This window comes from Halarchaeum nitratireducens, assembly GCF_017874695.1.
GTDB lineage: Archaea > Halobacteriota > Halobacteria > Halobacteriales > Halobacteriaceae > Halarchaeum > Halarchaeum nitratireducens.
Genome location: NZ_JAGIKY010000001.1, coordinates 36,327 through 54,146, shown reverse-complemented (window position 1 = coordinate 54,146; position 17,820 = coordinate 36,327). Strand labels below are relative to the sequence as shown.

19 protein-coding genes are annotated in these 17,820 nt (G+C 70.1%); 8 read left to right on the top strand and 11 right to left on the bottom strand.

Features of this window, described 5'->3' with window-relative positions:
• Positions 1-200 precede the first annotated feature (200 nt).
• Entirely contained in the window at positions 201-1,136 is a 936-nt protein-coding gene (mptA, locus tag J2754_RS00290) for a GTP cyclohydrolase MptA (RefSeq protein ID WP_211086367.1), read from the top strand.
• A gap of 36 nt (positions 1,137-1,172) precedes the next feature.
• Here the strand turns inward: mptA and J2754_RS00285 are convergent, their stop codons facing one another.
• The 4 genes from J2754_RS00285 to J2754_RS00270 form a co-directional block, all read right to left on the bottom strand.
• Entirely contained in the window at positions 1,173-2,024 is an 852-nt protein-coding gene (locus J2754_RS00285) for an aminotransferase class IV (protein ID WP_211086366.1), read from the bottom strand.
• A gap of 2 nt (positions 2,025-2,026) precedes the next feature.
• Entirely contained in the window at positions 2,027-2,647 is a 621-nt protein-coding gene (locus tag J2754_RS00280; protein WP_211086365.1) for an anthranilate synthase component II, read from the bottom strand.
• Entirely contained in the window at positions 2,644-4,149 is a 1,506-nt protein-coding gene (pabB, locus tag J2754_RS00275) for an aminodeoxychorismate synthase, component I (protein ID WP_211086364.1), read from the bottom strand. The genes J2754_RS00280 and pabB overlap by 4 nt, the downstream gene beginning before the upstream one ends.
• A gap of 124 nt (positions 4,150-4,273) precedes the next feature.
• Complete coding sequence (locus tag J2754_RS00270; RefSeq protein WP_211086363.1) at positions 4,274-4,666, bottom strand: universal stress protein; 393 nt, start codon at positions 4,664-4,666, stop codon at positions 4,274-4,276.
• Positions 4,667-4,960: 294 nt separating this feature from the next.
• On the opposite strand from J2754_RS00270, the gene msrA reads away from it, so the two are divergent.
• The 4 genes from msrA (at position 4,961) to J2754_RS00250 (ending at position 9,784) form a co-directional block, all read left to right on the top strand.
• Positions 4,961-5,500: a peptide-methionine (S)-S-oxide reductase MsrA gene (msrA, locus tag J2754_RS00265; protein ID WP_188877286.1), complete on the top strand. Its 540-nt coding sequence runs from the start codon at positions 4,961-4,963 to the stop codon at positions 5,498-5,500.
• Between the two features lie 86 nt (positions 5,501-5,586).
• Positions 5,587-6,546, top strand: coding sequence for a M48 family metallopeptidase (locus J2754_RS00260; RefSeq protein WP_229772783.1), 960 nt, complete (start codon positions 5,587-5,589; stop codon positions 6,544-6,546).
• An 827-nt stretch (positions 6,547-7,373) separates the two neighbouring features.
• Positions 7,374-8,696: an orc1/cdc6 family replication initiation protein gene (locus tag J2754_RS00255; protein ID WP_188877288.1), complete on the top strand. Its 1,323-nt coding sequence runs from the start codon at positions 7,374-7,376 to the stop codon at positions 8,694-8,696.
• Between the two features lie 254 nt (positions 8,697-8,950).
• Positions 8,951-9,784: an SDR family oxidoreductase gene (locus tag J2754_RS00250; RefSeq protein ID WP_211086362.1), complete on the top strand. Its 834-nt coding sequence runs from the start codon at positions 8,951-8,953 to the stop codon at positions 9,782-9,784.
• 1 nt (position 9,785) lies between these two features.
• On the opposite strand, the gene J2754_RS00245 is transcribed toward J2754_RS00250, so the two are convergent.
• Positions 9,786-10,586: an aldo/keto reductase gene (locus J2754_RS00245; RefSeq protein WP_188877289.1), complete on the bottom strand. Its 801-nt coding sequence runs from the start codon at positions 10,584-10,586 to the stop codon at positions 9,786-9,788.
• 197 nt (positions 10,587-10,783) lie between these two features.
• On the opposite strand from J2754_RS00245, the gene J2754_RS00240 reads away from it, so the two are divergent.
• Complete coding sequence (locus J2754_RS00240) at positions 10,784-11,230, top strand: Hsp20/alpha crystallin family protein (protein ID WP_188877290.1); 447 nt, start codon at positions 10,784-10,786, stop codon at positions 11,228-11,230.
• Between the two features lie 37 nt (positions 11,231-11,267).
• On the opposite strand, the gene thiM is transcribed toward J2754_RS00240, so the two are convergent.
• Positions 11,268-12,095, bottom strand: a complete 828-nt coding sequence (thiM, locus tag J2754_RS00235) for a hydroxyethylthiazole kinase (RefSeq protein WP_188877291.1) — start codon at positions 12,093-12,095, stop codon at positions 11,268-11,270.
• On the bottom strand, positions 12,092-12,736 hold the full coding sequence (gene thiE / locus J2754_RS00230; protein ID WP_211086361.1) for a thiamine phosphate synthase: 645 nt from the start codon (positions 12,734-12,736) through the stop codon (positions 12,092-12,094). The genes thiM and thiE overlap by 4 nt, the downstream gene beginning before the upstream one ends.
• Before the next feature lie 60 nt (positions 12,737-12,796).
• Here thiE and J2754_RS00225 point away from each other — a divergent pair, with 60 nt between their 5' ends.
• On the top strand, positions 12,797-13,651 hold the full coding sequence (locus J2754_RS00225) for an alpha/beta fold hydrolase (RefSeq protein ID WP_211086360.1): 855 nt from the start codon (positions 12,797-12,799) through the stop codon (positions 13,649-13,651).
• Positions 13,652-13,672: 21 nt separating this feature from the next.
• On the opposite strand, the gene J2754_RS00220 is transcribed toward J2754_RS00225, so the two are convergent.
• A complete protein-coding gene (locus J2754_RS00220; protein WP_211086359.1) occupies positions 13,673-14,584 on the bottom strand; it encodes a TIGR03571 family LLM class oxidoreductase in 912 nt (303 codons plus the stop codon).
• 149 nt (positions 14,585-14,733) lie between these two features.
• Between J2754_RS00220 and thiD the strand changes: the two genes are divergently transcribed.
• Positions 14,734-15,942 (top strand): bifunctional hydroxymethylpyrimidine kinase/phosphomethylpyrimidine kinase, encoded by a 1,209-nt coding sequence (gene thiD, locus J2754_RS00215; protein WP_211086358.1) that lies wholly within the window; start codon positions 14,734-14,736, stop codon positions 15,940-15,942.
• A gap of 12 nt (positions 15,943-15,954) precedes the next feature.
• Here the strand turns inward: thiD and J2754_RS00210 are convergent, their stop codons facing one another.
• From J2754_RS00210 to J2754_RS00200, 3 genes are read right to left on the bottom strand one after another with little or no spacing between them, the layout of a single operon-like run.
• Entirely contained in the window at positions 15,955-16,338 is a 384-nt protein-coding gene (locus J2754_RS00210; RefSeq protein WP_211086357.1) for a ribbon-helix-helix domain-containing protein, read from the bottom strand.
• Between the two features lie 43 nt (positions 16,339-16,381).
• A complete protein-coding gene (locus J2754_RS00205; RefSeq protein ID WP_211086356.1) occupies positions 16,382-17,143 on the bottom strand; it encodes an urease accessory protein UreF in 762 nt (253 codons plus the stop codon).
• Positions 17,140-17,814 carry an urease accessory protein UreE gene (locus J2754_RS00200; RefSeq protein WP_211086355.1) on the bottom strand — a complete coding sequence of 225 codons (675 nt, stop codon included), beginning with the start codon at positions 17,812-17,814 and terminating at the stop codon, positions 17,140-17,142. Before J2754_RS00200 ends, J2754_RS00205 begins: the two co-directional genes overlap by 4 nt.
• Positions 17,815-17,820: the final 6 nt, after the last annotated feature.

Genomic DNA, 17,820 nt, shown 5'->3' with positions numbered 1-17,820 from the left:
CGATCGGGCGTCGATCGAGGGCGAAAGAATCACTTATTTCCGACACGAATCGGAAAATATCCGATACTCGCGGATACGTTCCGTCGGTCCGATTCGGCTGTGGCTCGCGTCGAACCGGGGGAGACGCGGTGTCGTGAGAGCGTCCGGCGACGGGAGCGAAAAGAGCAAGGAATAAACGGATGCCAGTCCACTGAACGGTAATGCCAGACGAGCTTCCGGACGTGCAGGCATCGGCACCGGACGTCTCGGTGGGGTTGAGCCACGTGGGCGTGACGGGCGTCGAGAAGCTAGTGACGCTCGAACGCTCGGAGAAGCGCCCCGTCGTCCTGATGGCGGAGTTCGAGGTCTACGTCGATCTCCCGCGGGAACGCAAGGGGATCGACATGAGCCGAAACATGGAGGTCATCGACGAGACGCTCCAGTCGGCGATCGACCAACCGACGTACCAGGTCGAGGACGTCTGTGGCGAGGTGGCCGATCGACTCCTCGAGAAGCACGACTACACCTCGCAGGCGGTGGTCTCGATGGAGGCCGCGTACATGACGCGAGAGGAGACGCCCGAGTCGGAGCGCGCGACCCAGTCGACGCTGGACATCATCGCGTCGGCGACGGCACGCGAGGGAGAGGAGACCCGAGAGGAGGTCGGCGTCCGCGTGACAGGGATGACCGTCTGTCCCTGCAGTCAGGAGATGATGTCGGCGCGCGCCGCAGAGCGGCTCGCCGACCTCGGCGTAGACGAGGACGACGTGAAGTCGTTCCTCCGCGACGTCCCGCAGGCCGGTCACTCGCAGCGGGGACACGCGACGCTGACCGTCGAGACCGCCGGAACGCCGGACGTGGATCTACGCGACCTCATCGAGATCGCGCGCGACTCGATGAGCGCGCGGATCTACAACCTCGCGAAGCGCCCAGACGAGGACCACATGACGTACGAAGCGCACGCGAACGCCCGGTTCGTCGAGGACTGCGTGCGCGCGATGGCCGAGCGGGTGGTCGACGAGTATCCGGACCTGCCGGACGGGACCGTCGTCACGATGAAGCAGTCGAACGACGAGTCCATCCACCAGCACAACGCCCACGCCGAACGCGTCGCTCCCCTCGCGCAGCTCCGTGAGGAAGTCGACGGCGGCGAATAGGGAGTCCGCGGCCGCGGCGCCGCGAGTCGCGGACCGCTAGTAGTGCGCCGCCTCGACCGCCGCGTCGAAGCGGGCCGCGAGCCGCTCGGTGAGGGGACCGACCGGGAGCGCCGTCCCGTCGACGTCGACGAGCGGTCGGATTTCCCACGTCGTGTTCGTCAGAAACGCCTCGTCGGCGCGCCGGAGAGCCGCCGGATCGTACGTTCCGGTCTCGACGTCGATCCCCTCGCGTGCGGCGAGATCGAGGACGGCGCGTCGCGTCACGCCCGGGAGAACGTCGCCGTCGAGCGTCGGCGTGTGGAGGGTGTCGTCGCGAACCCAGAAGGCGTTGCTCGTCGCGCCCTCGGCGAGTCGACCGTCGGCGTCACAGAGGAGCGCTTCGTCCTCGCCGTCGAGTTCGTTCCGCGCGAGGATGCCGTTCAGGTAGTTGTGCGTCTTCGCGGCCGCGGGGATGGCCGCGTCGGGCACGCGGCGCGTCTCGACGACGCGTGCGCTCGCCGGAGCGTCCCAGACGTCGTCGCCGGCGGTACCGCCGCGCGGGAGCGGTTTCGTGACGACGATCACGGTCGGGTCCGCGGGGCCGGGCGTGAGCGCGCCCGGCTGGGCGCCGCGCGTGACCGAGACGCGGACGTAGGCGTCGGCGAGGTCGTTCGCGGCGAGCGTCTCCCGGACGCGCGCGCGGATGTCGGCGGCGTCCGGATACCGCTCGAAGCCGAGCGCGTCGAGCGTGTTCCGGAGGCGCGCCGCGTGGTCGTCCCACCGGAAGACCGTCCCGCCGTAGGCGCGGAGGGTCTCGAAGGCCGCGTCACCGTAGCGAAAGCCCCGGTCGGAGACGCTCACGCTCGCCGCGTCGGCGTCCACGAGCGCGCCGTCGACGTGGTACTGCATCGTCACCGCTGGCGCTCCGCGCCCGTGCCCGCGAGGAAGTTCGCCACGAGCCGACGGCCGAGCGAGAGATCCGCGGGATCGTCGGGTCGGCCGGTGAGAACGCTCTCCGGGTGGAACTGGACGCCGACGTGCGGTTTCTCGCGGTCCCGCACCGCCATGACGACGTCGTCGCGCTCGCCGTCCGCCGTCCACGCGGTCTCGGCGAGTCGCGCGGGGAGCGTGTCGGCGTCGACGGCGAGCGAGTGGTACCGACCGACCGTGACGGCGTCGGGGAGGTCCGCGAAGATCCCGGTACCGTCGTGGCGGATCGCGGACGGCTTGCCGTGGACGACGGCGTCGGCGCGGACGACGTCGGCACCGCGGGCGGCGCAGAGCGCTTGGTGGCCGAGACAGACCCCGAGAATCGGATAGTCGGTGTCGAAGAGCGGCACGGAGACGCCGGCTTCCGCGGGCGTCCCGGGACCCGGGGAGACGACGACGGCGGCGGGGTCGAGCGCGCGAACGTCGTCGACGTCGATGGCGTCGTTCCGGCGGACGACGACGTCCGCGTCGCTCTCGCTCGCCACGTAGTCGACGAGGTTGTACGCGAACGAGTCGTAGTTGTCGACGACGAGGACGGTCATTTCGAGACCTCCATCCCGCCGGCGTCGGCGGCGAGCGCGCGATCGAGCGCGTCGACGAGGGCCTGGGCCTTATCGAGCGTCTCGTCGTACTCGGCGTCGGGATCCGAGTCGTGCACGACGCCGGCACCGACGCGGAGGGCGTACTCGGCGTCCGTGCGGACGAGCGTCCGGATGACGATGTTGAACGCGGCGTCGCCGTCGAACCCGATCGCCGCCATGCTGCCCGTGTACGGTCCGCGGCGGGTCGTCTCCACCGACTCGATCAGCTCCATCGTCTTCGGCTTCGGGGCACCCGTGATCGTCCCCCCGGGGAAGACGGCCGCGACGGCTTCGCCGAGCGACGTATCGGGCGCCATTCGGCCGGTGACGAGCGAGACGAGGTGCATGACCCGCGAGTAGCGATCCACCCGGCGGTACTCCTCGACGGCGACCGATCCCGGCTCCGAGACCCTGGCGAGGTCGTTGCGTTCGAGGTCGACGAGCATCGCGTGTTCGGCGCGTTCCTTCTCGTCGCCGAGGAGGTCGGCCTCGTACTCGACGTCCTCGGCGTCGCTCTCGCCGCGCGGCCGCGTCCCCGCGATCGGTTCCGTGACGAGCCGATCGCCCGCCCGTTCGAGCAGGAGCTCGGGGCTCACGGAAACGAGATCGCAGGACGGGAACTCGACGAGGCCAGCGTAGGGCGCGGGGTTCACGTCGCGGAGCGCCGTATACGCCTCGACGGGATGGACGGCGGCCGGCGCGCGGAGGCGCTGGCTGACGTTCGTCTGAAACGTATCGCCCGCGCGGATCGCCTCCTTGATCCGAGCGACGCGCCCGGCGAACGCCTCGCGGCCCGCGTCGCTCTCGAACGCCGCCGTCGTCGCGTCCGGCGCGGGCGCCGGCCCGACGGCCGGATCGCCCTCCCGGGCACGCTCGGCCAGCGCCGTCGCCCGCGACAGCGCGGCGTCGTAGGCCTCGTCGATCGAGTCGTGCGCGTCGAGGCGGAGCGCGGCGACCACGCGGAGGTCGTCGCCCGGTTCGAACGGCGCCTCCCACGCGGCGAGGCACTCGTAGGCGGCGAGTTCGAGGCGCGGGAGGGCACGGTCGTCGGCCGTCGTCTCGGGGATGGCCTCGGTCTCCCGCGCCGCGTCGTACGAGAGGTAGCCGAAGAAGCCGCCGGGATACGGGACGTCGCAGCCCCCACGAACGAGCGTCTCGTCCGCGAGGAGCGCGTCGATGGCCGCGAAGGCCCCCTCGTCTTCGGGACCGATGGTCGTCACGTCCGCGGGCGTGACACCGAAGTAGCCCCAGCCGTCGGCGTCCCCGCCCGTCTCGTAGAAGAACGACGGCTCGCGCGTCCCGACGTCCGCCACGCGCCCGCCGCGTGCTCGGCGGTAGGCCTCGAACGGGTCCTCGACGGAGAGGCGGACTTCGACCGGGACGCGCGCGCCGTCGGGTGCGTCACGCGCCGCCGCGCGGAACGTTCCCCGGTCGGTGACGGGACGAACGTACTGCTTGCTCACGCGCGTAATCGGATGCGAACGAACAAACCAGTTTCGGTGGGTGTAGCATGCCCGACAGTACCGGTCGGTAACGTCGACGATGGCGGTCCGAACCGCCCGGAGCAACGCGACCGGAACGGGTGCGCTACTCCGAGACGCTCTGGACGACGACCGGACGCTCGGCCTCGAGGATGACGCGCTGCGTCGTGCTTCCGAAGACCGCTTTGCCGGTCGGGCTCCGCGAGCGGCCGGCGAGCGCGATGAGGTCCGCGTCGAGGCCGCGGGCCGCCTCGACGATCTCGGTCGAGGGGTCCCCGCTCCGTTCGATCAGGTTCGTCTCCACGCCCGCGTCGTCGAGTAAGTCCTGCGCCTCGTGGACCGACTCGATCTGTCCGACCGACGCGCCCTCCGGGTTGTCCGTGAACACGTGGAGGAGCGTCACGCGGACCTCGTCCATCTGGAGTGGCATATCGAGGATGGACTCGATCTGTTTATCGGCGCGATCCGGGTCGTCGAGCGGCACGAGGATCTCGTACATCTACGTACGCACCCTCGACAGCCGCTCGGTTCGCAGTGTTGTCGATACGACCCGCGTCCGTTCGGTTCGGCCAGCGCGCATGTTTTCGAGTTGGATCCCATCGGTAATCATAGTTTGGTTCGTCCGCGGTCTCGATGCCGACTCGAAACGAACCCCCGATCGCACGTGGGACGGTCCGAGCCGGGAAGATACCGCCGAATGATCAGATACACACATAGTCTAGCAACGAGGTAATTCCGCCGTCGCGTCGTCGCGCGCGCTAACTACATATGTGTGGGTGGCGTACGTGGGGGTATGACTGCGACCGAGACCGCGACGTTCGGTGGCGGGTGTTTCTGGTGTATCGAGGCGGCGTTCGAGGAACTCGAAGGCGTCGTCGACGTCACGTCCGGCTACGCCGGCGGGAGCGTCGAAGATCCGACGTACGAGGCGGTGTGCAGGGGCGAGACGGGCCACGCGGAGGTCGTCCAGATCGAGTACGATCCGGGCGTCGTCTCGTACGCCGACCTGCTGGAGGTGTTCTTCACGATCCACGACCCGACGCAGGTGGACCGGCAGGGTCCCGACGTCGGCTCGCAGTACCGCTCGATCGTCCTCACCCACGACGACCGCCAGCGTGAGGAGGCGGAGGCGTACATCGAGGCGCTCGACGGGGAGTACGCGGACGACGTCGCGACGGAGATCGAACCGCTCGACGCCTTCTACCGCGCCGAAGAGTACCACCAGAACTACTTCGAGAAGAACCCGAACGACGCGTACTGCACGATGCACGCGCGCCCGAAGGTCGAGAAGGTGCGCGAGGCCTTCGAGTCGAAGGTGGAACCCTCGGCGTAGGACGCGGAGCCGAGGGCGACTCGATCGACCGGCGGGAACGGCGACCGCCGGAACGCGTTTCGGGCAGGCGACCGTAGACGCGAGCGATGAAGCGACTCGGGCTCCGACTGGCGATGGCGGCGGTCGGTGTCGCGCTCCTCGTCGGATACGTCGGCGCCGCGGCCCTCGCGTACTGGGTGCTCGCCGTCCTCTGGACGACTCGACCGGATCCGACGACGGCGCTCACGATCGTCGCCGTCGCCGTGATCGTCGTCGGCTCTCTCAGCTACGCGTTCGGGACGCGACACCTCCTGGCGCGACTCGACGCTGAGCCGATCGCACGGGAGCGCGCGCCCGGACTCTACGACCGGGCGGCGACGCTCTGCGAGCGGATGGACACGGACGTCCCGGCGTTCTACGTCGGCCGGATGGCGATGCCGAACGCGTTCGCACTCGGCGGCATCGGGACCGGCGTCGTGGTCCTCGATCGCTCGCTCTTCGGTCTCCTCACCACGACGGAGCTCGACGCCATTCTCGCGCACGAACTCGCGCACTTAGAGAGCCACGACGGGTTCGTCCGGACGCTCGCGTTCAGCGTCGGCGAGACGCTCACGGGGCTCCTGTCGATCGTGCTCTTCCCGGCCGTCCTGTCGACGACCGGGCTGGCGAAGGCCTGGGCGTGGTTCAGCGGTCGACCGGACACGTGGACGCAGAACCCGGTCGGACGGGTTCGGCGCGTCCTCGATGGGGTGATCGGGTTCGGCCTCATCGCGCTCACGTTCGCCGTCAACGCGCACTCGCGACACCGGGAGTTCGCCGCGGACGACCGCGCGGCCGACGTGACCGACGACCCGATCGCGCTGGCGCGGGCGCTACGGAAGATCGAACGCGCGAGCCGGCCCACGTGGGCGGTCCTCTCGCCGTTCTACGTGCACAGCGACGACGACGACGTGGAGAACCCGATCGAGCGGTGGTTCTCCACGCACCCGGATCTCGACGAGCGAGTCGAGCGTCTCCGGGAGAAGGCGGCCGCGTCGGACGACACCGTTCAGGTTCGTGTCGAGTGATTCGACGTTCCGATAATCTGCAACCTGAGACGGTCACGACCGACGATACTGCGGACAGAGTGGTGTCGGTCGCGCTGGGCCAAGACGGAACAGACGCACATCGATCCACCGATCCCGAACTCTATCGACGGCTATCGTCCCCGTCGACGGTGCAACAGCGAGGGACTGGATCGACGGGCAACACCACTCTGTCCGCAGTAAATCGGTCCGAGACGGAAGCAGACGGTGCAGTTGGACGATCGGTTCACGGCCGAAGAGTCGAAAGGAGTACGAGCCGACGACGTGTGTCGGTCACACGAGTCGAGAGCGAGACGGTACGACCGGGTGGCGACAACCGGCGTGATTCGAGACGATGACCGACGAGGGACACCCCACGATGTCCGCTGTTCTTCGAGCGTCCGCGATCCGCGACGACGGGACGAACCCTCCCCCCACTTTGTCCGCAGTAATCGCGTTCGGGGGCACGGACGGGGGGAGAAAGAAGAAGTGTATATTGCTGGTAAATGCGGCACGAGGATATTTTCACCGCCTCTGTCGGGATCGGTAAAGGACGACGCTGTCGGGAACTCCAACGTTTCTAATAACTAACATTTCCTTAATAACCCAGTGCGGGTACTATTTGCTATACTCCTACTTAGAACTATCGTCCATCTAGAAACTCTTCTCTCACTCCCGCCCCACTATTTTTCTCGTTACTGCGGACAAAGTGGGGGGAGGGTCGTGGCCGAAATCTTGATGTGCCATCGTTCGTCGTATATATATTCTGTAGAACTGCGGACACTGCGGACGCGGTGGTTTTATTATGCGATCCGACGAGGGGTGTTCGTATGGGACTCTTCGAGCGGGACACCGATATCTATCGGGACCGCGACGCGCTTCGGGAGGACTACCAGCCGGCCGAGCTGGTCGGGCGGGACGAGGAACTCTCCACCTACACGTCCGCCCTCCAGCCGGTCATCAACGGCGAGCAGCCGAACAACGTCTTCCTCTACGGGAAGACTGGCGTCGGGAAGACCGCCGCGACGCGCTACCTCCTCGACCACCTCCGGGAGGACGCCGAGGAGTACGACGACATCGCCCTCGACATCATTTTCCTCAACTGTGACGGGCTCTCCTCTTCCTATCAGGTCGCGACCCATCTCGTGAACGAACTGCGCGCCGAGCACAATCAGATCAGCACGACGGGCTACCCGCTCGCGACGGTGTACGAGATGCTCTGGGAGGACCTCGATTCCCACGGCGGGACCGTCCTCATAGTCCTCGACGAGATCGACAACATCGGCGACGACTCCATTCTCTATCAGCTCCCGCGCGCCCGTGCGAACGGCAAGCTCGAAGACACGCAGGTCGGCCTCATCGGCATCTCCAACGACTTCTCCTTCCGCGACGACCTCTCCCCCAAGGTCAAGTCCTCGCTCTGTGAGAACGAGATCCACTTCCCCGCCTACGACGCCACCGACCTGAAGGCCATCCTGAAACAGCGCGCGGACGTCGCGTTCCACGACGGCGTTCTCGACGACGGCGTCATCCCGCTCTGTGCGGCCTACGGCGCGAAGGACGCCGGCGACGCCCGCCAGTCGATCGACCTCCTGATGAAGGCGGGTGACGTCGCGCGCGACGACGAGGCGACCACGATTACCGAAGACCACGTCGATCGCGGCCGCACCGCGCTCGAACGCGGCCGCATCGAAGAGGGGATCAGGGGGCTCACCGAACACGGCCACCTCGTCCTCTACGCGCTCGTGACGAACGATCTAGAGGGCGAAACGCCGATCCGCTCGCGCGACGTCCGCCCGCGGTACACGCGCTTCGCCGAACTCGCGGAACGCGATCCGCTCGTCCCGCGCCGGATGCGCGATCACCTGAGCGAACTCGCCATGCTCGGGATCATCTCCGTGACCGAGCGCAACGAGGGCCGTCGCGGCGGGACGTACCGGGAGTACGAACTCGACATGCCCGTCGAGCAGGTGTTGAGCGCGCTCTCGGAGACCGTGAAACTCGTCGGCGTCCACGAGTCCGTCGTCGAACTCGCCGAGGACGCTATGCCGGATCTCACGACGGCGGTCGCCAGCACCGAGGGCGACGGATCGGATGGTGAGACACGGGCCGACCCGGATCGCTCGGACGCGTCGTTGGCGTCCTTCGAGTAGCGCTCCCCGAGCGGGGCCAGCGGCCCCGCCCGCCGTCCCTCCGCGATCGATTACTGCGGACACGGTGGGGTAGGCGGTAGCCCCGTCCGCCGTCCCGATCGGTCACGCCGACGATTACCGCGGACGCGGTGGTGTCGGTGCGGAACGGCGGACACGCCGGGGTCGTTCGTCGTCGGTCCTCGTCGCCCGTCTCGACGAGCGATCCACCGTTCCGAACCGAAAGCCCCCAGTAGCACCTCGTCCTCCGTACGTTCGTGCGCGTCCTCGTCACCGGCGCGACCGGTCGATACGGCTACGCCGCCGCGCTCGCGCTCCGTCACGCGGCCGTCGACGTCACGGCGCTCGTCCGCGACCCGGACGCCGACGCCGCCGGCGACCTCGCGGAGCGCGGCGTCCGCCTCGCCCGCGGCCGGCGTGACCAACTCGACCACGTCGAGGACGCCCTCGCGGACGCCGACGCCCTCTTCCTCGCCGTCGGCGGTCCGGGTGCGAGCGCGCGAACCGCGGCCGAACGGGCCGACACGCTCGTGCGCGCCGCCGACCGCACGGACGCTACCGTCGTCCACGCGTCGCTCCTCGCCGCCGACACGCGCCCCGGCGTCCCCCTCGTCGACGTCCGCGGTCGGATCGACGCGGACCTCGTCTCCAGGGACGTCACGCACGTCTCGTTGCGTCCCGGCGTCCCCCTCGATGCCTTCGAGCGCGTCCGCGGAACCGTCGAGACAGAGGGACGACTCCCGTTCCCGCTCGACGGACACGCGCGCGTCCCGCTGACCGACCCGCGCGACGTCGGTCGGGCCGCCGCGGCCGCGTTCACGGACGAGCGCGCGCCCGCGGGCGAACGCCTCCCCATCGTCTCCGGGACGCACTCGCTCTACGACGTCGCCGACGTCCTCGAAGCCCTCCTCGATCGATCGATCACGGCCGATCCCCGGGGACCGAGAGCCGCCCCGCGCGCGCTCACCGCCTTCTACCGGTGGGCGAACGAGGGGGCGCTCCTCGGCGCCGACACCGACGCGCTCCGGGAACGCTACGGCGTCGCCCCGTCGCCGATCCGCGACTACTTCGAACGCGCCGGGTGGGCGTAACTCACTCGTTCCACGGCGCCGCGGGGAAGTCGACGAGTCGCTCCTCGCGCTCGATTCCGTCGATGCGCGCGACGTCCCCATCATCGAGATCGAGGTCGAGCGCGCCGTAGTTCTCGACGATGTGCGCCTCGGAGGTCGCCTTCGGAATCGCCGCGACGTTCTCCTTCGAGAGGAGCCACGCGAGCGACACCTGATACGGCGTCGCGTCGTGCTTCCCGGCGATCTCGACGAGTTCGGGGACGTCCGCGACCTGCCCGCGCGCCACCGGGCAGTAGGCGACGAGCCAGTGGTCGTCGGCGAGCGCGCGCTCGTGGAGGCCGTCCTGCTGGAGGAGCGGGTGCATCTCGACTTGATGAGCGAAGACCGGGCTCTCCAGGTGCTCGATGGCCTCTTCGAGGAGGTCGGGCGTGAAGTTCGACAGCCCGACGTTGCGGATCGCGCCCTCGGTGCGCAGGGTGTCGAGCGCGGGCAGCGTCTCCGCGGGGTCGTAGCCGTCTATCGGCCAGTGGACGTAGAGGAGATCGACGTACTCCGTGTCGAGCGCTTCGAGGCTCTCCGCGGTCGTCTCGTGGACCGCGTCGCGCGCGAGGTTGTCCGTGTCGAGCTTCGTGGCGAGGAAGACCTCGTCGCGCTCGACGTCGGCGTCGGCGATACCTCCCCCGACGTACGTCTCGTTGTCGTACATCTGTGCGGTGTCGACGTGTCGGTATCCGGCTTCGAGCGCCGCTCGAACGGCGTTCCGACAGTCCGCGGGATCGGTGTTCTCGTACGTCCCGAGGCCGAGCCGGTGGAAGTCGCTCATCGCGCCGACGTACGTCCGTCGGCCCGAAAACACTACGGGCCCCGGCGCGCCTCACACGACTCGTCGCCCCCGGTTCTCGGTCCGCTTCGTCTCGTCGGCCCCCTGCCCGTCCGCCTCCCGACGACTCCGACGCGGCCGTGTCCGCTCGCCCGCACCGCCGTCACGCCTATATTCGAGACCGCCTTTCGTCCACACGTATGACACGACGCAACCCATTCGACGACATCGACCGGCTCTTCGATCGGCTGAACCGTCAGTTCGAGGACGCGGCCGAGATGTTCGACGCGGAAGGCGGCGACGCGCTCACGGGCGGTTTCGCCGCCGACGTCGAGGACGCCGGTGACGAGTTCGTCGTCACCGTCGACCTCCCCGGCTTCGAGAAGGAGGACGTCGACGTCCGCGTGCAGGACCGCGCGCTCTCCATCACCGCCGAGCGGACCACGGAGACGGGGTCGAGCGAGGGCGACGACGACGAATCGACGTACGTCCGCCGCGAACGCCACGGCCAGTCCGTCTCTCGTCGGCTGACGCTCCCCGAGCCGATCGACACGGACGACGTCGCCGCGACGATGAAAAACGGCGTGCTCACCGTCACGCTCGGAAAGGAAGACGGCTCCGGCGGCCACCGCATCGAAGTCGAGTAACGCCGCGCTCTCCCGTGTCTTCGGCTTTCGATTCCGTTCAGACGTCGACGACGCGTTCGATCCGCGCGCCGGGCTCCGGATGATCCGCGCCGTCGAGTCCGGCGACGGCGTCCATGAAGGCGACGCGATAGCTCGCCGGCCCCTCGTAGTCGCCGAACGCGCCTTCGGCCGCGACCTCGCCCGCGACGCCGAAGGAGAGCGCGCCGGCGAGCGCCGCCGTCTCCGCGTCGTCGAGCGCCGCGGCGAAGGTCGCCAGCGTCACGCCGAGCATGCAGCCGGTGCCGACGATCCGGCCGAGCATGGCGTTGCCCGCCGCGACCTCGTAGGCCGCGTCGGCCGTCGCGACGACGTCCGTCTCGCCGGACGCGACCACTACCGCGTCGGTGTCTCGCGCGAGCGCCACCGCCGTCTCCGCGACGTCGGCGTACTCGCCCACCGATTCGACGCCGCGGACGTCGGCGTCGTCGCCCGCGAGCGCCGTGATCTCGCCGTAGTTCCCCTTGACGACCGCCGGATCGAGGTCGGTGACGAGCGCGTCGGCGACGCGGTCACGGGTCGGCGTCGCGCCGACGCCGACGGGGTCGATAACGAGCGGGACGCCGTGCTCGTTCGCGGCCCGTCCCGCCGTCATCATCGCCGCCTCGCCGGCCTCGCTGACGGTCCCCATGTTGAGGAGACAGCCCTGCGCGCCCGCGACCATGTCGCCCACCTCGCGCGCGTCGTCGGACATCACGGGGAGGCCGCCCCAGTGGAGGGCGACGTTGGCGACGTCGTTGACGGTGACGGCGTTCGTCACGCAGTTGATCAGCGGCTGTTCGTCCCGGATCGTGCCGAGGCAGTCGGCGATGGTGAAGTCGGTGGTCATGGGCTTCCTCTCGCGCTCCGTACCGCCTCCGCGAGTTCGCGCGTCGCCGCCTCGGGGTCGTCCGCGGCGGTGATCGCGGAGACGACGGCGACGCCGTCCGCGCCCGCCTCGATCACGTCCGGGGCGTTCGCGGCCGTGATCCCGCCGATCCCGACGATCGGAACGTCGACCGCGTCCGCGACGGCGGCGACGGTCTCGGGTCCGATCTCCGCGTGTTCCTCGCGGACGTCCTTCGAGTCGGTCGCGTAGACGGCCCCCACGCCGAGGTAGTCCGCGCCGGCCTGCACGGCCCGTCTAGCGGCTTCCACGGAGGAAACCGAGCGGCCGACGATCGCGTCGTCACCGAGCACGTCGCGCGCGGCGGCGACCGGGAGGTCCGCGTCACCGAGGTGGACGCCGTCGGCGTCGACGGCCGCCGCGATGTCCACGCGGTCGTTGACGAGGTAGGCGACGTCCGCGTCGCGCGTCTGCTTGCGCAGCGCGCGCCCGAGGTGGTAGCGCTCGCGCGCCGTCGCGCCCTTCTCGCGCAACTGCACGGCGTCGACGCCGCCGGCGATAGCGGCCGCGACGACGTCCACGGTCGTCCGTCCACGCGATCGACTCCCCTGCGTGACGAGGTACGTGCCGAACTCGCTATTCACGGGTTGTAACCCGTAGTGGTCCGCGCGCCGAGAAAACCGTTGTGGTCAGCGCTGGCGCCGATGGGTGCGTTCGCCACCCACACGTACATGGTGATCGACGACCTCCGAACGAGTGTGTTCACTGTTACCTCGGCGGACGGCACGGCGATCGCCTACGAGCGCATCGGTGACGGGCCGCCCCTCGTGCTGGTCCACGGCACCGCCGGCCATCGAATCGACTGGCGAGCGGTCGCGCCCGCGCTCGCCGAGTCGTTCACGCTGTACGTCGTCGAGCGACGCGGACGCGGAGAGAGCGGCGACGCCGAGGGGTACGACATCGAACGGGAGTACGCGGACGTCGCCGCGGTCGTGGAACGCGCCGCGGCCGAGGCCGATCCCGACGCGCCCGTCTCCCTTCTCGGGCACTCGTACGGCGCGATCTGCGCGCTCCACGCCGTCCGCGAGACCGACGCCGTCGATCGGCTCGTCCTCTACGAACCGCCGCTCGGCGACGTCCCCGAACCGGACGGCGCGGCGGCCGACATCGAGCGCCTGCGCCGCGAGGACGGTCCCGACGCCGCGACCGCCGCGTTCCTCCGCGATGCGGTCGGTTTGAGTGACGTCGTGATCGACTCGATGCGCGGCGACGAGCTCTGGCGCGCCCGCCTCGACGCTATCTCGACGGTTCCGCGCGAGATCCGCGCGACGCAGACCGACCGCTTCGATCCGGCCGCGTTCGCCGACGTCGCGGTCCCGACGACGCCCCTCCTCGGTGGCGATAGCCCGCCCGCGATGCGACGCGCCGTGGCGTCCGTCGCCGACGCGCTCCCCGACGCCGCCGTCGTGACGGTAGAGGGGTGCGCGCACATGGCGATGCACGCCGACCCGGAGCAGTTCGTCGCGGCCGTGCTGGACGCCCTCGACGAGTCCGACTGAGCACCGATCGACCTGCGCCCCTCACAGACGGTCGAGCACCCGCTCCGCGACCCGCTCGTACGCCCGCTCGCGGTCGTCGCCGCGGACGCCGACGATCACGTGATCGACGCCCCACGCGTCGAGCTCCCGGAAGTAGTCGCGGAACCACGCCGCGCCCGCGCGAAAGCCCTGATTCACGTGCTCCGGGTCGGACTCCAGATCCCCCGCGAGATCGACGGTACAGGTCGTCACGAACGGGGCCGCCGTCCGCTCGTTCCAGTCGTCGAGATAGCTCCGCAGGGCGTCCTCGGGGAGGTGGTAGAAGAGCCAGCCGTCGCCGTGTGCGGCGATCCACTCGCGGGACTGGCGGCTGTTGCCCGTGACGAGCAGCGGGAGGTCGCCCGCGGTCGGCTTTGGTACGACGTCCAGCGTTCCGTCGAGCGTCCCCCACCGGGTCTCTACTTCGGGATGCGCGTCGCGCCACGCCGCCCGGAGGACCTCGACGCTCTCGCGGAACGCCGCACCGCGTTCGTCCTCCGCGACGCCGAACGCCTCGTACTCCGGTGGCCGGTCGCCCGACGCGACGCCGAGGACGAGTCGCCCCTCCGAGAGGTGATCGAGCGACGCCGCCTGCTTCGCCACGTGGAGCGGATGTCGGAGCGTGAGCACGACGCTCGCCGTCCCGAGCGCGACGTCGTCCGTCCGCGCGGCGACCCGGGACAGCCACGTCCACGGGTCGAAGGTCTGGCCGGTGTCGCCGAACTTCGGCCAGTCCGTCGGCACGTCGCGCGCCCACAGCGCGTCGAACCCGAGCGCTTCGAGGCGTTCGGCGAGCGCGAGCTCGCGTTCGACGTCCGGACGGGACGTCCGGGCGCTCGTCAGCGGGAACGTCGCCCCGACCGTCAACCCGTCGTCCCCGAACAGCCGCTCGTACCCCCGATTCGCGTTCTCCACGCACGCATTGGGGGACGCGACGACCAAAAACCACCGGTCCCGCGTACTGCGCCACCCGATCCGGCGTCCACTACGCTATTGTATCACCGCGTGATATCCCCGGGCATGCCGTTCACGATCCCAACGCGCGCCACCGCGGAGGTGGCCGCGTGACCCGACGCGCCGCTCCGGTCGACTACCCCGTCGCGCTCACGATCGCCGGTAGCGACTCCGGCGGGGCCGCGGGCATCCAAGCCGACGTGAAGACGATGGAAGCCTGCGGCGCGTACGGGACGAGCGTCGTCACGAGCGTCACCGCGCAGAACACCCGCGGCGTCCACGGCGTCCACCACCTTCCGCCCGAAGACGTCACCGCGCAACTCGACGCCGTCACCGACGATTACGACGTCCTCGCGGCGAAGACGGGAATGCTCGGTACGCCCGAGACCCTCGACGCGGTCGTCGACGCCGTCACCGACTTCGACGGCCCGCTCGTCGTCGATCCTGTCCTCGTCGCCACCGCGGGCGACGTGCTCGCCGACGACACCGTCGCCGCGGCCTACGACGCGCTCTTCGCGCACGCGACGCTCCTCACGCCGAACGCGGACGAGGCCGCGACGCTCACCGAGACGGCCATTCAGACCCGCGACGACGCCGTCGCCGCCGCCCGAGCCCTCCGCGAGCGAGGGGCCGACGCCGTCCTCCTCACCGGCGGCGACTCGTACACCGACGACGAGCGGGCCGTCGACGTCCTCGTCACCGACGACGCGGTTCGGACGTTCGTGGGCGAGCGCGTCGACACCGAACGCACCCACGGCTCCGGCTGTACGATCTCGAGTGCGATCACGGCCCGACTCGCGCGGGGCGACGACCTCGAAACCGCCGTCGCCCGCGGGATCGACGTCGTCGCGCGCGCCATCCGGTACCCCCACGCCGTCGGCGGCCCCACCGGAAGCGTTCATCACCTCGCCACGCTGCGCGACGACGCCACCCGGGACGACGTCGCCACCGTCGTCCGCGACCTCGCGGGGCTCGATCCCGTCGCCGACGCCGCGGGCGCGACGCCGTACGCCGAATCGCTCGCCGACGTCGCGGGCGGCGCGGGTGGTCGGTTCGGCGACGCCGGCCGCCTCGGCGAGGTGCTGCTCGCCGCGCGCGAGCGCGACCCGGCCTATCGCTACGCGCTCACGCTCGACCGCGCGGACGCGCTCGCGGCGGACGCGACGCCGGTCGACCTCGATGCCGCCGACCTGCCCGCGCAGCGCGTCGCCGAGACCGCCGTCGCCGCGGACGCCGACGGCGCGGCGGTACGCGACCCCGACGGGACGGCGACGCTCCTCGCGCCGAGCGCCGCGGCGCTCCGCGATCGCCTCGCCTGAGAACGCCGCGCGCTACTCGCGGTACTCCGCCAGGAGGTCCTCCAGGAGGAGCGCCCGGGGATCCGCCGGCGAATACCGACCGTCGAGGAGCTCGGTCGCCGTCTCGACGTCGCCGCGCATCGCCAACTGGCGGACGCGGGCGGCCGTCCGGATGAACTCGTCGTCCATCGACCCCTCCTCGGATCCGTCCTCGCCCGGCCCCTCGTCCGGGAACACCTCGGCGTACAGTTCGTCGTAGTCCAGCATCGCCGGCTCGTACTCCTCGTCGACCTGTTCGAGGACGCACTCGACGGCGAAGCGCTGGAACTCGGAGCGGTTCGTGAAGAGCCCGCGCTCGACCAGTTCCTCGGCGGCGTCGAGTACCTCCTCCGGGAACCGGACCGTCGATTTCACCATTCTCGTAGGCAGTGGGGTTCGATCGGCGTAAAACTACCCCCGCCTAGCTCAGGAAGAGCCGTCGGTCTGCGCGCTCGTGTTCCATCGCGTGCACGTCCACGAGCGGTGCGAACGCCTCCATCCGGTCGGTCCCCCGGTCTTCGTTCGCCGCGACGACGGCCGCCGCGACGGGCGCGAGGTCGTCGAGGACGCGCTGGGCGGTGACGTGCCCGAGACTCAGGAGCCGCTGGGCCGCCCCGAGCATGTCCGTGAGGAAGGAGTGGGCGTGCACCAGACAGGCCTCCCCGGCGTCGATACCGCGCCGCGCGGCCACGAGCCCGAGCGCGACCGGGTAGTTCCCCGGCGCGTCGCCGCTCGCCACCCGCTCCTCGTACGCCGCGACGACGGGATCGCCGCCGGTCTCGGCCTCGACTTCGAGGAGCCGTCGACCCGCTTTCGTCGCGCTCTCGCGGAACTCGGCGGCGAGCGTCGTCGCCCGCACCGTCTCGTCGACGTCGCGGACCGCATCGAGGTCGTCCGCGACCGCGTGCGCCGCCCGGATCGCCACCGTCTCGCAGGGGCCGACCTGTCGGCGGAGGTAGCTCTCCAACACCTCGCGTAGGTCGTCGCCGTCGGCGACGGCTCCCGATTGGACGAACTGCTCCAGCCCGTAGGAGACCGTGTTCCCGCCGACCGGGAGGAACGAATCCGCGAACCGATACGCCGCGAGTCGCGTGCGCGCGTCGGTCGCGTCCGTACTGTCCGCCGTTGTACCGCTCGTATCCGTACCACCCGCGCCCGGGTCGCTCGCGTCCCCGTCGTTCACGACGCGTCACCCTCCGGCGTCCGCACGCCACCGTGCGCGTGGTGAGCGTCTCCGTCCTCGTGGATGCGATCGTGCTCCTCCTCGCCGCGTACGTGGTCGTGATCGCTCCCGTCGTGCGCGTGGTCGCCGATCCCCCCGCCGTGCCCGCCCCCTCCCTCGTCGTGGGCGTGATCCGGCGTCGCGTCGTCGAACAGCGTCGGATCGACCTCGCGGACGTCGACCGTCGCGCCGTCGGGGAGGTGGTCCGCGACTTCCGCGCGCTGACGTTCGATCGACTCCGAGACCGCGATCAGGACGTCGCTCCCCCGCACCGCCAGATCGCGGTGGCGGTTCCCGACGACGTGGCCGAGCTTCGCCGCCAGTGCCATCGCCGTCGGCGTCGCCGTCGCCTCGTCCATCGAGACGACGAGCGCCTCGCGCGCGGCGAGGCCGACGACGAGCAGGCGCCCGTCCTCGCCCGCGAGGACGTCACCGGGTTCGAGGCCGCCCGCGTCGGTCGTCACGACGCCGACGTCCGTGCCGTCGTCCGTCTCCGTGCGGAAGCGCGAGCGCTGTCTCGTCGTCTCGTCCAGCGTGACGCGCCGGACGTCGCCGTCCTCGCTCGCCGCGACGCGCGCCGCGACGTCGTCGTCCGTCCGTTCGTTCCCGAGGTAGGTGTCGTAGAGTTCCATCGTGTC

What these genes read in the sequence shown, in the direction of transcription:
- mptA (WP_211086367.1), top strand. Translation starts at nt 201, where the DNA reads ATGCCAGACGAGCTTCCGGACGTGCAGGCATCGGCACCGGACGTCTCG.
- J2754_RS00285 (WP_211086366.1), bottom strand. Translation starts at nt 2,024, where the DNA reads ATGCAGTACCACGTCGACGGCGCGCTCGTGGACGCCGACGCGGCGAGC.
- J2754_RS00280 (WP_211086365.1), bottom strand. Translation starts at nt 2,647, where the DNA reads ATGACCGTCCTCGTCGTCGACAACTACGACTCGTTCGCGTACAACCTC.
- J2754_RS00270 (WP_211086363.1), bottom strand. Translation starts at nt 4,666, where the DNA reads ATGTACGAGATCCTCGTGCCGCTCGACGACCCGGATCGCGCCGATAAA.
- msrA (WP_188877286.1), top strand. Translation starts at nt 4,961, where the DNA reads ATGACTGCGACCGAGACCGCGACGTTCGGTGGCGGGTGTTTCTGGTGT.
- J2754_RS00260 (WP_229772783.1), top strand. Translation starts at nt 5,587, where the DNA reads ATGAAGCGACTCGGGCTCCGACTGGCGATGGCGGCGGTCGGTGTCGCG.
- J2754_RS00255 (WP_188877288.1), top strand. Translation starts at nt 7,374, where the DNA reads ATGGGACTCTTCGAGCGGGACACCGATATCTATCGGGACCGCGACGCG.
- J2754_RS00245 (WP_188877289.1), bottom strand. Translation starts at nt 10,586, where the DNA reads ATGAGCGACTTCCACCGGCTCGGCCTCGGGACGTACGAGAACACCGAT.
- J2754_RS00240 (WP_188877290.1), top strand. Translation starts at nt 10,784, where the DNA reads ATGACACGACGCAACCCATTCGACGACATCGACCGGCTCTTCGATCGG.
- thiM (WP_188877291.1), bottom strand. Translation starts at nt 12,095, where the DNA reads ATGACCACCGACTTCACCATCGCCGACTGCCTCGGCACGATCCGGGAC.
- J2754_RS00225 (WP_211086360.1), top strand. Translation starts at nt 12,797, where the DNA reads ATGGGTGCGTTCGCCACCCACACGTACATGGTGATCGACGACCTCCGA.
- J2754_RS00210 (WP_211086357.1), bottom strand. Translation starts at nt 16,338, where the DNA reads ATGGTGAAATCGACGGTCCGGTTCCCGGAGGAGGTACTCGACGCCGCC.
- J2754_RS00200 (WP_211086355.1), bottom strand. Translation starts at nt 17,814, where the DNA reads ATGGAACTCTACGACACCTACCTCGGGAACGAACGGACGGACGACGAC.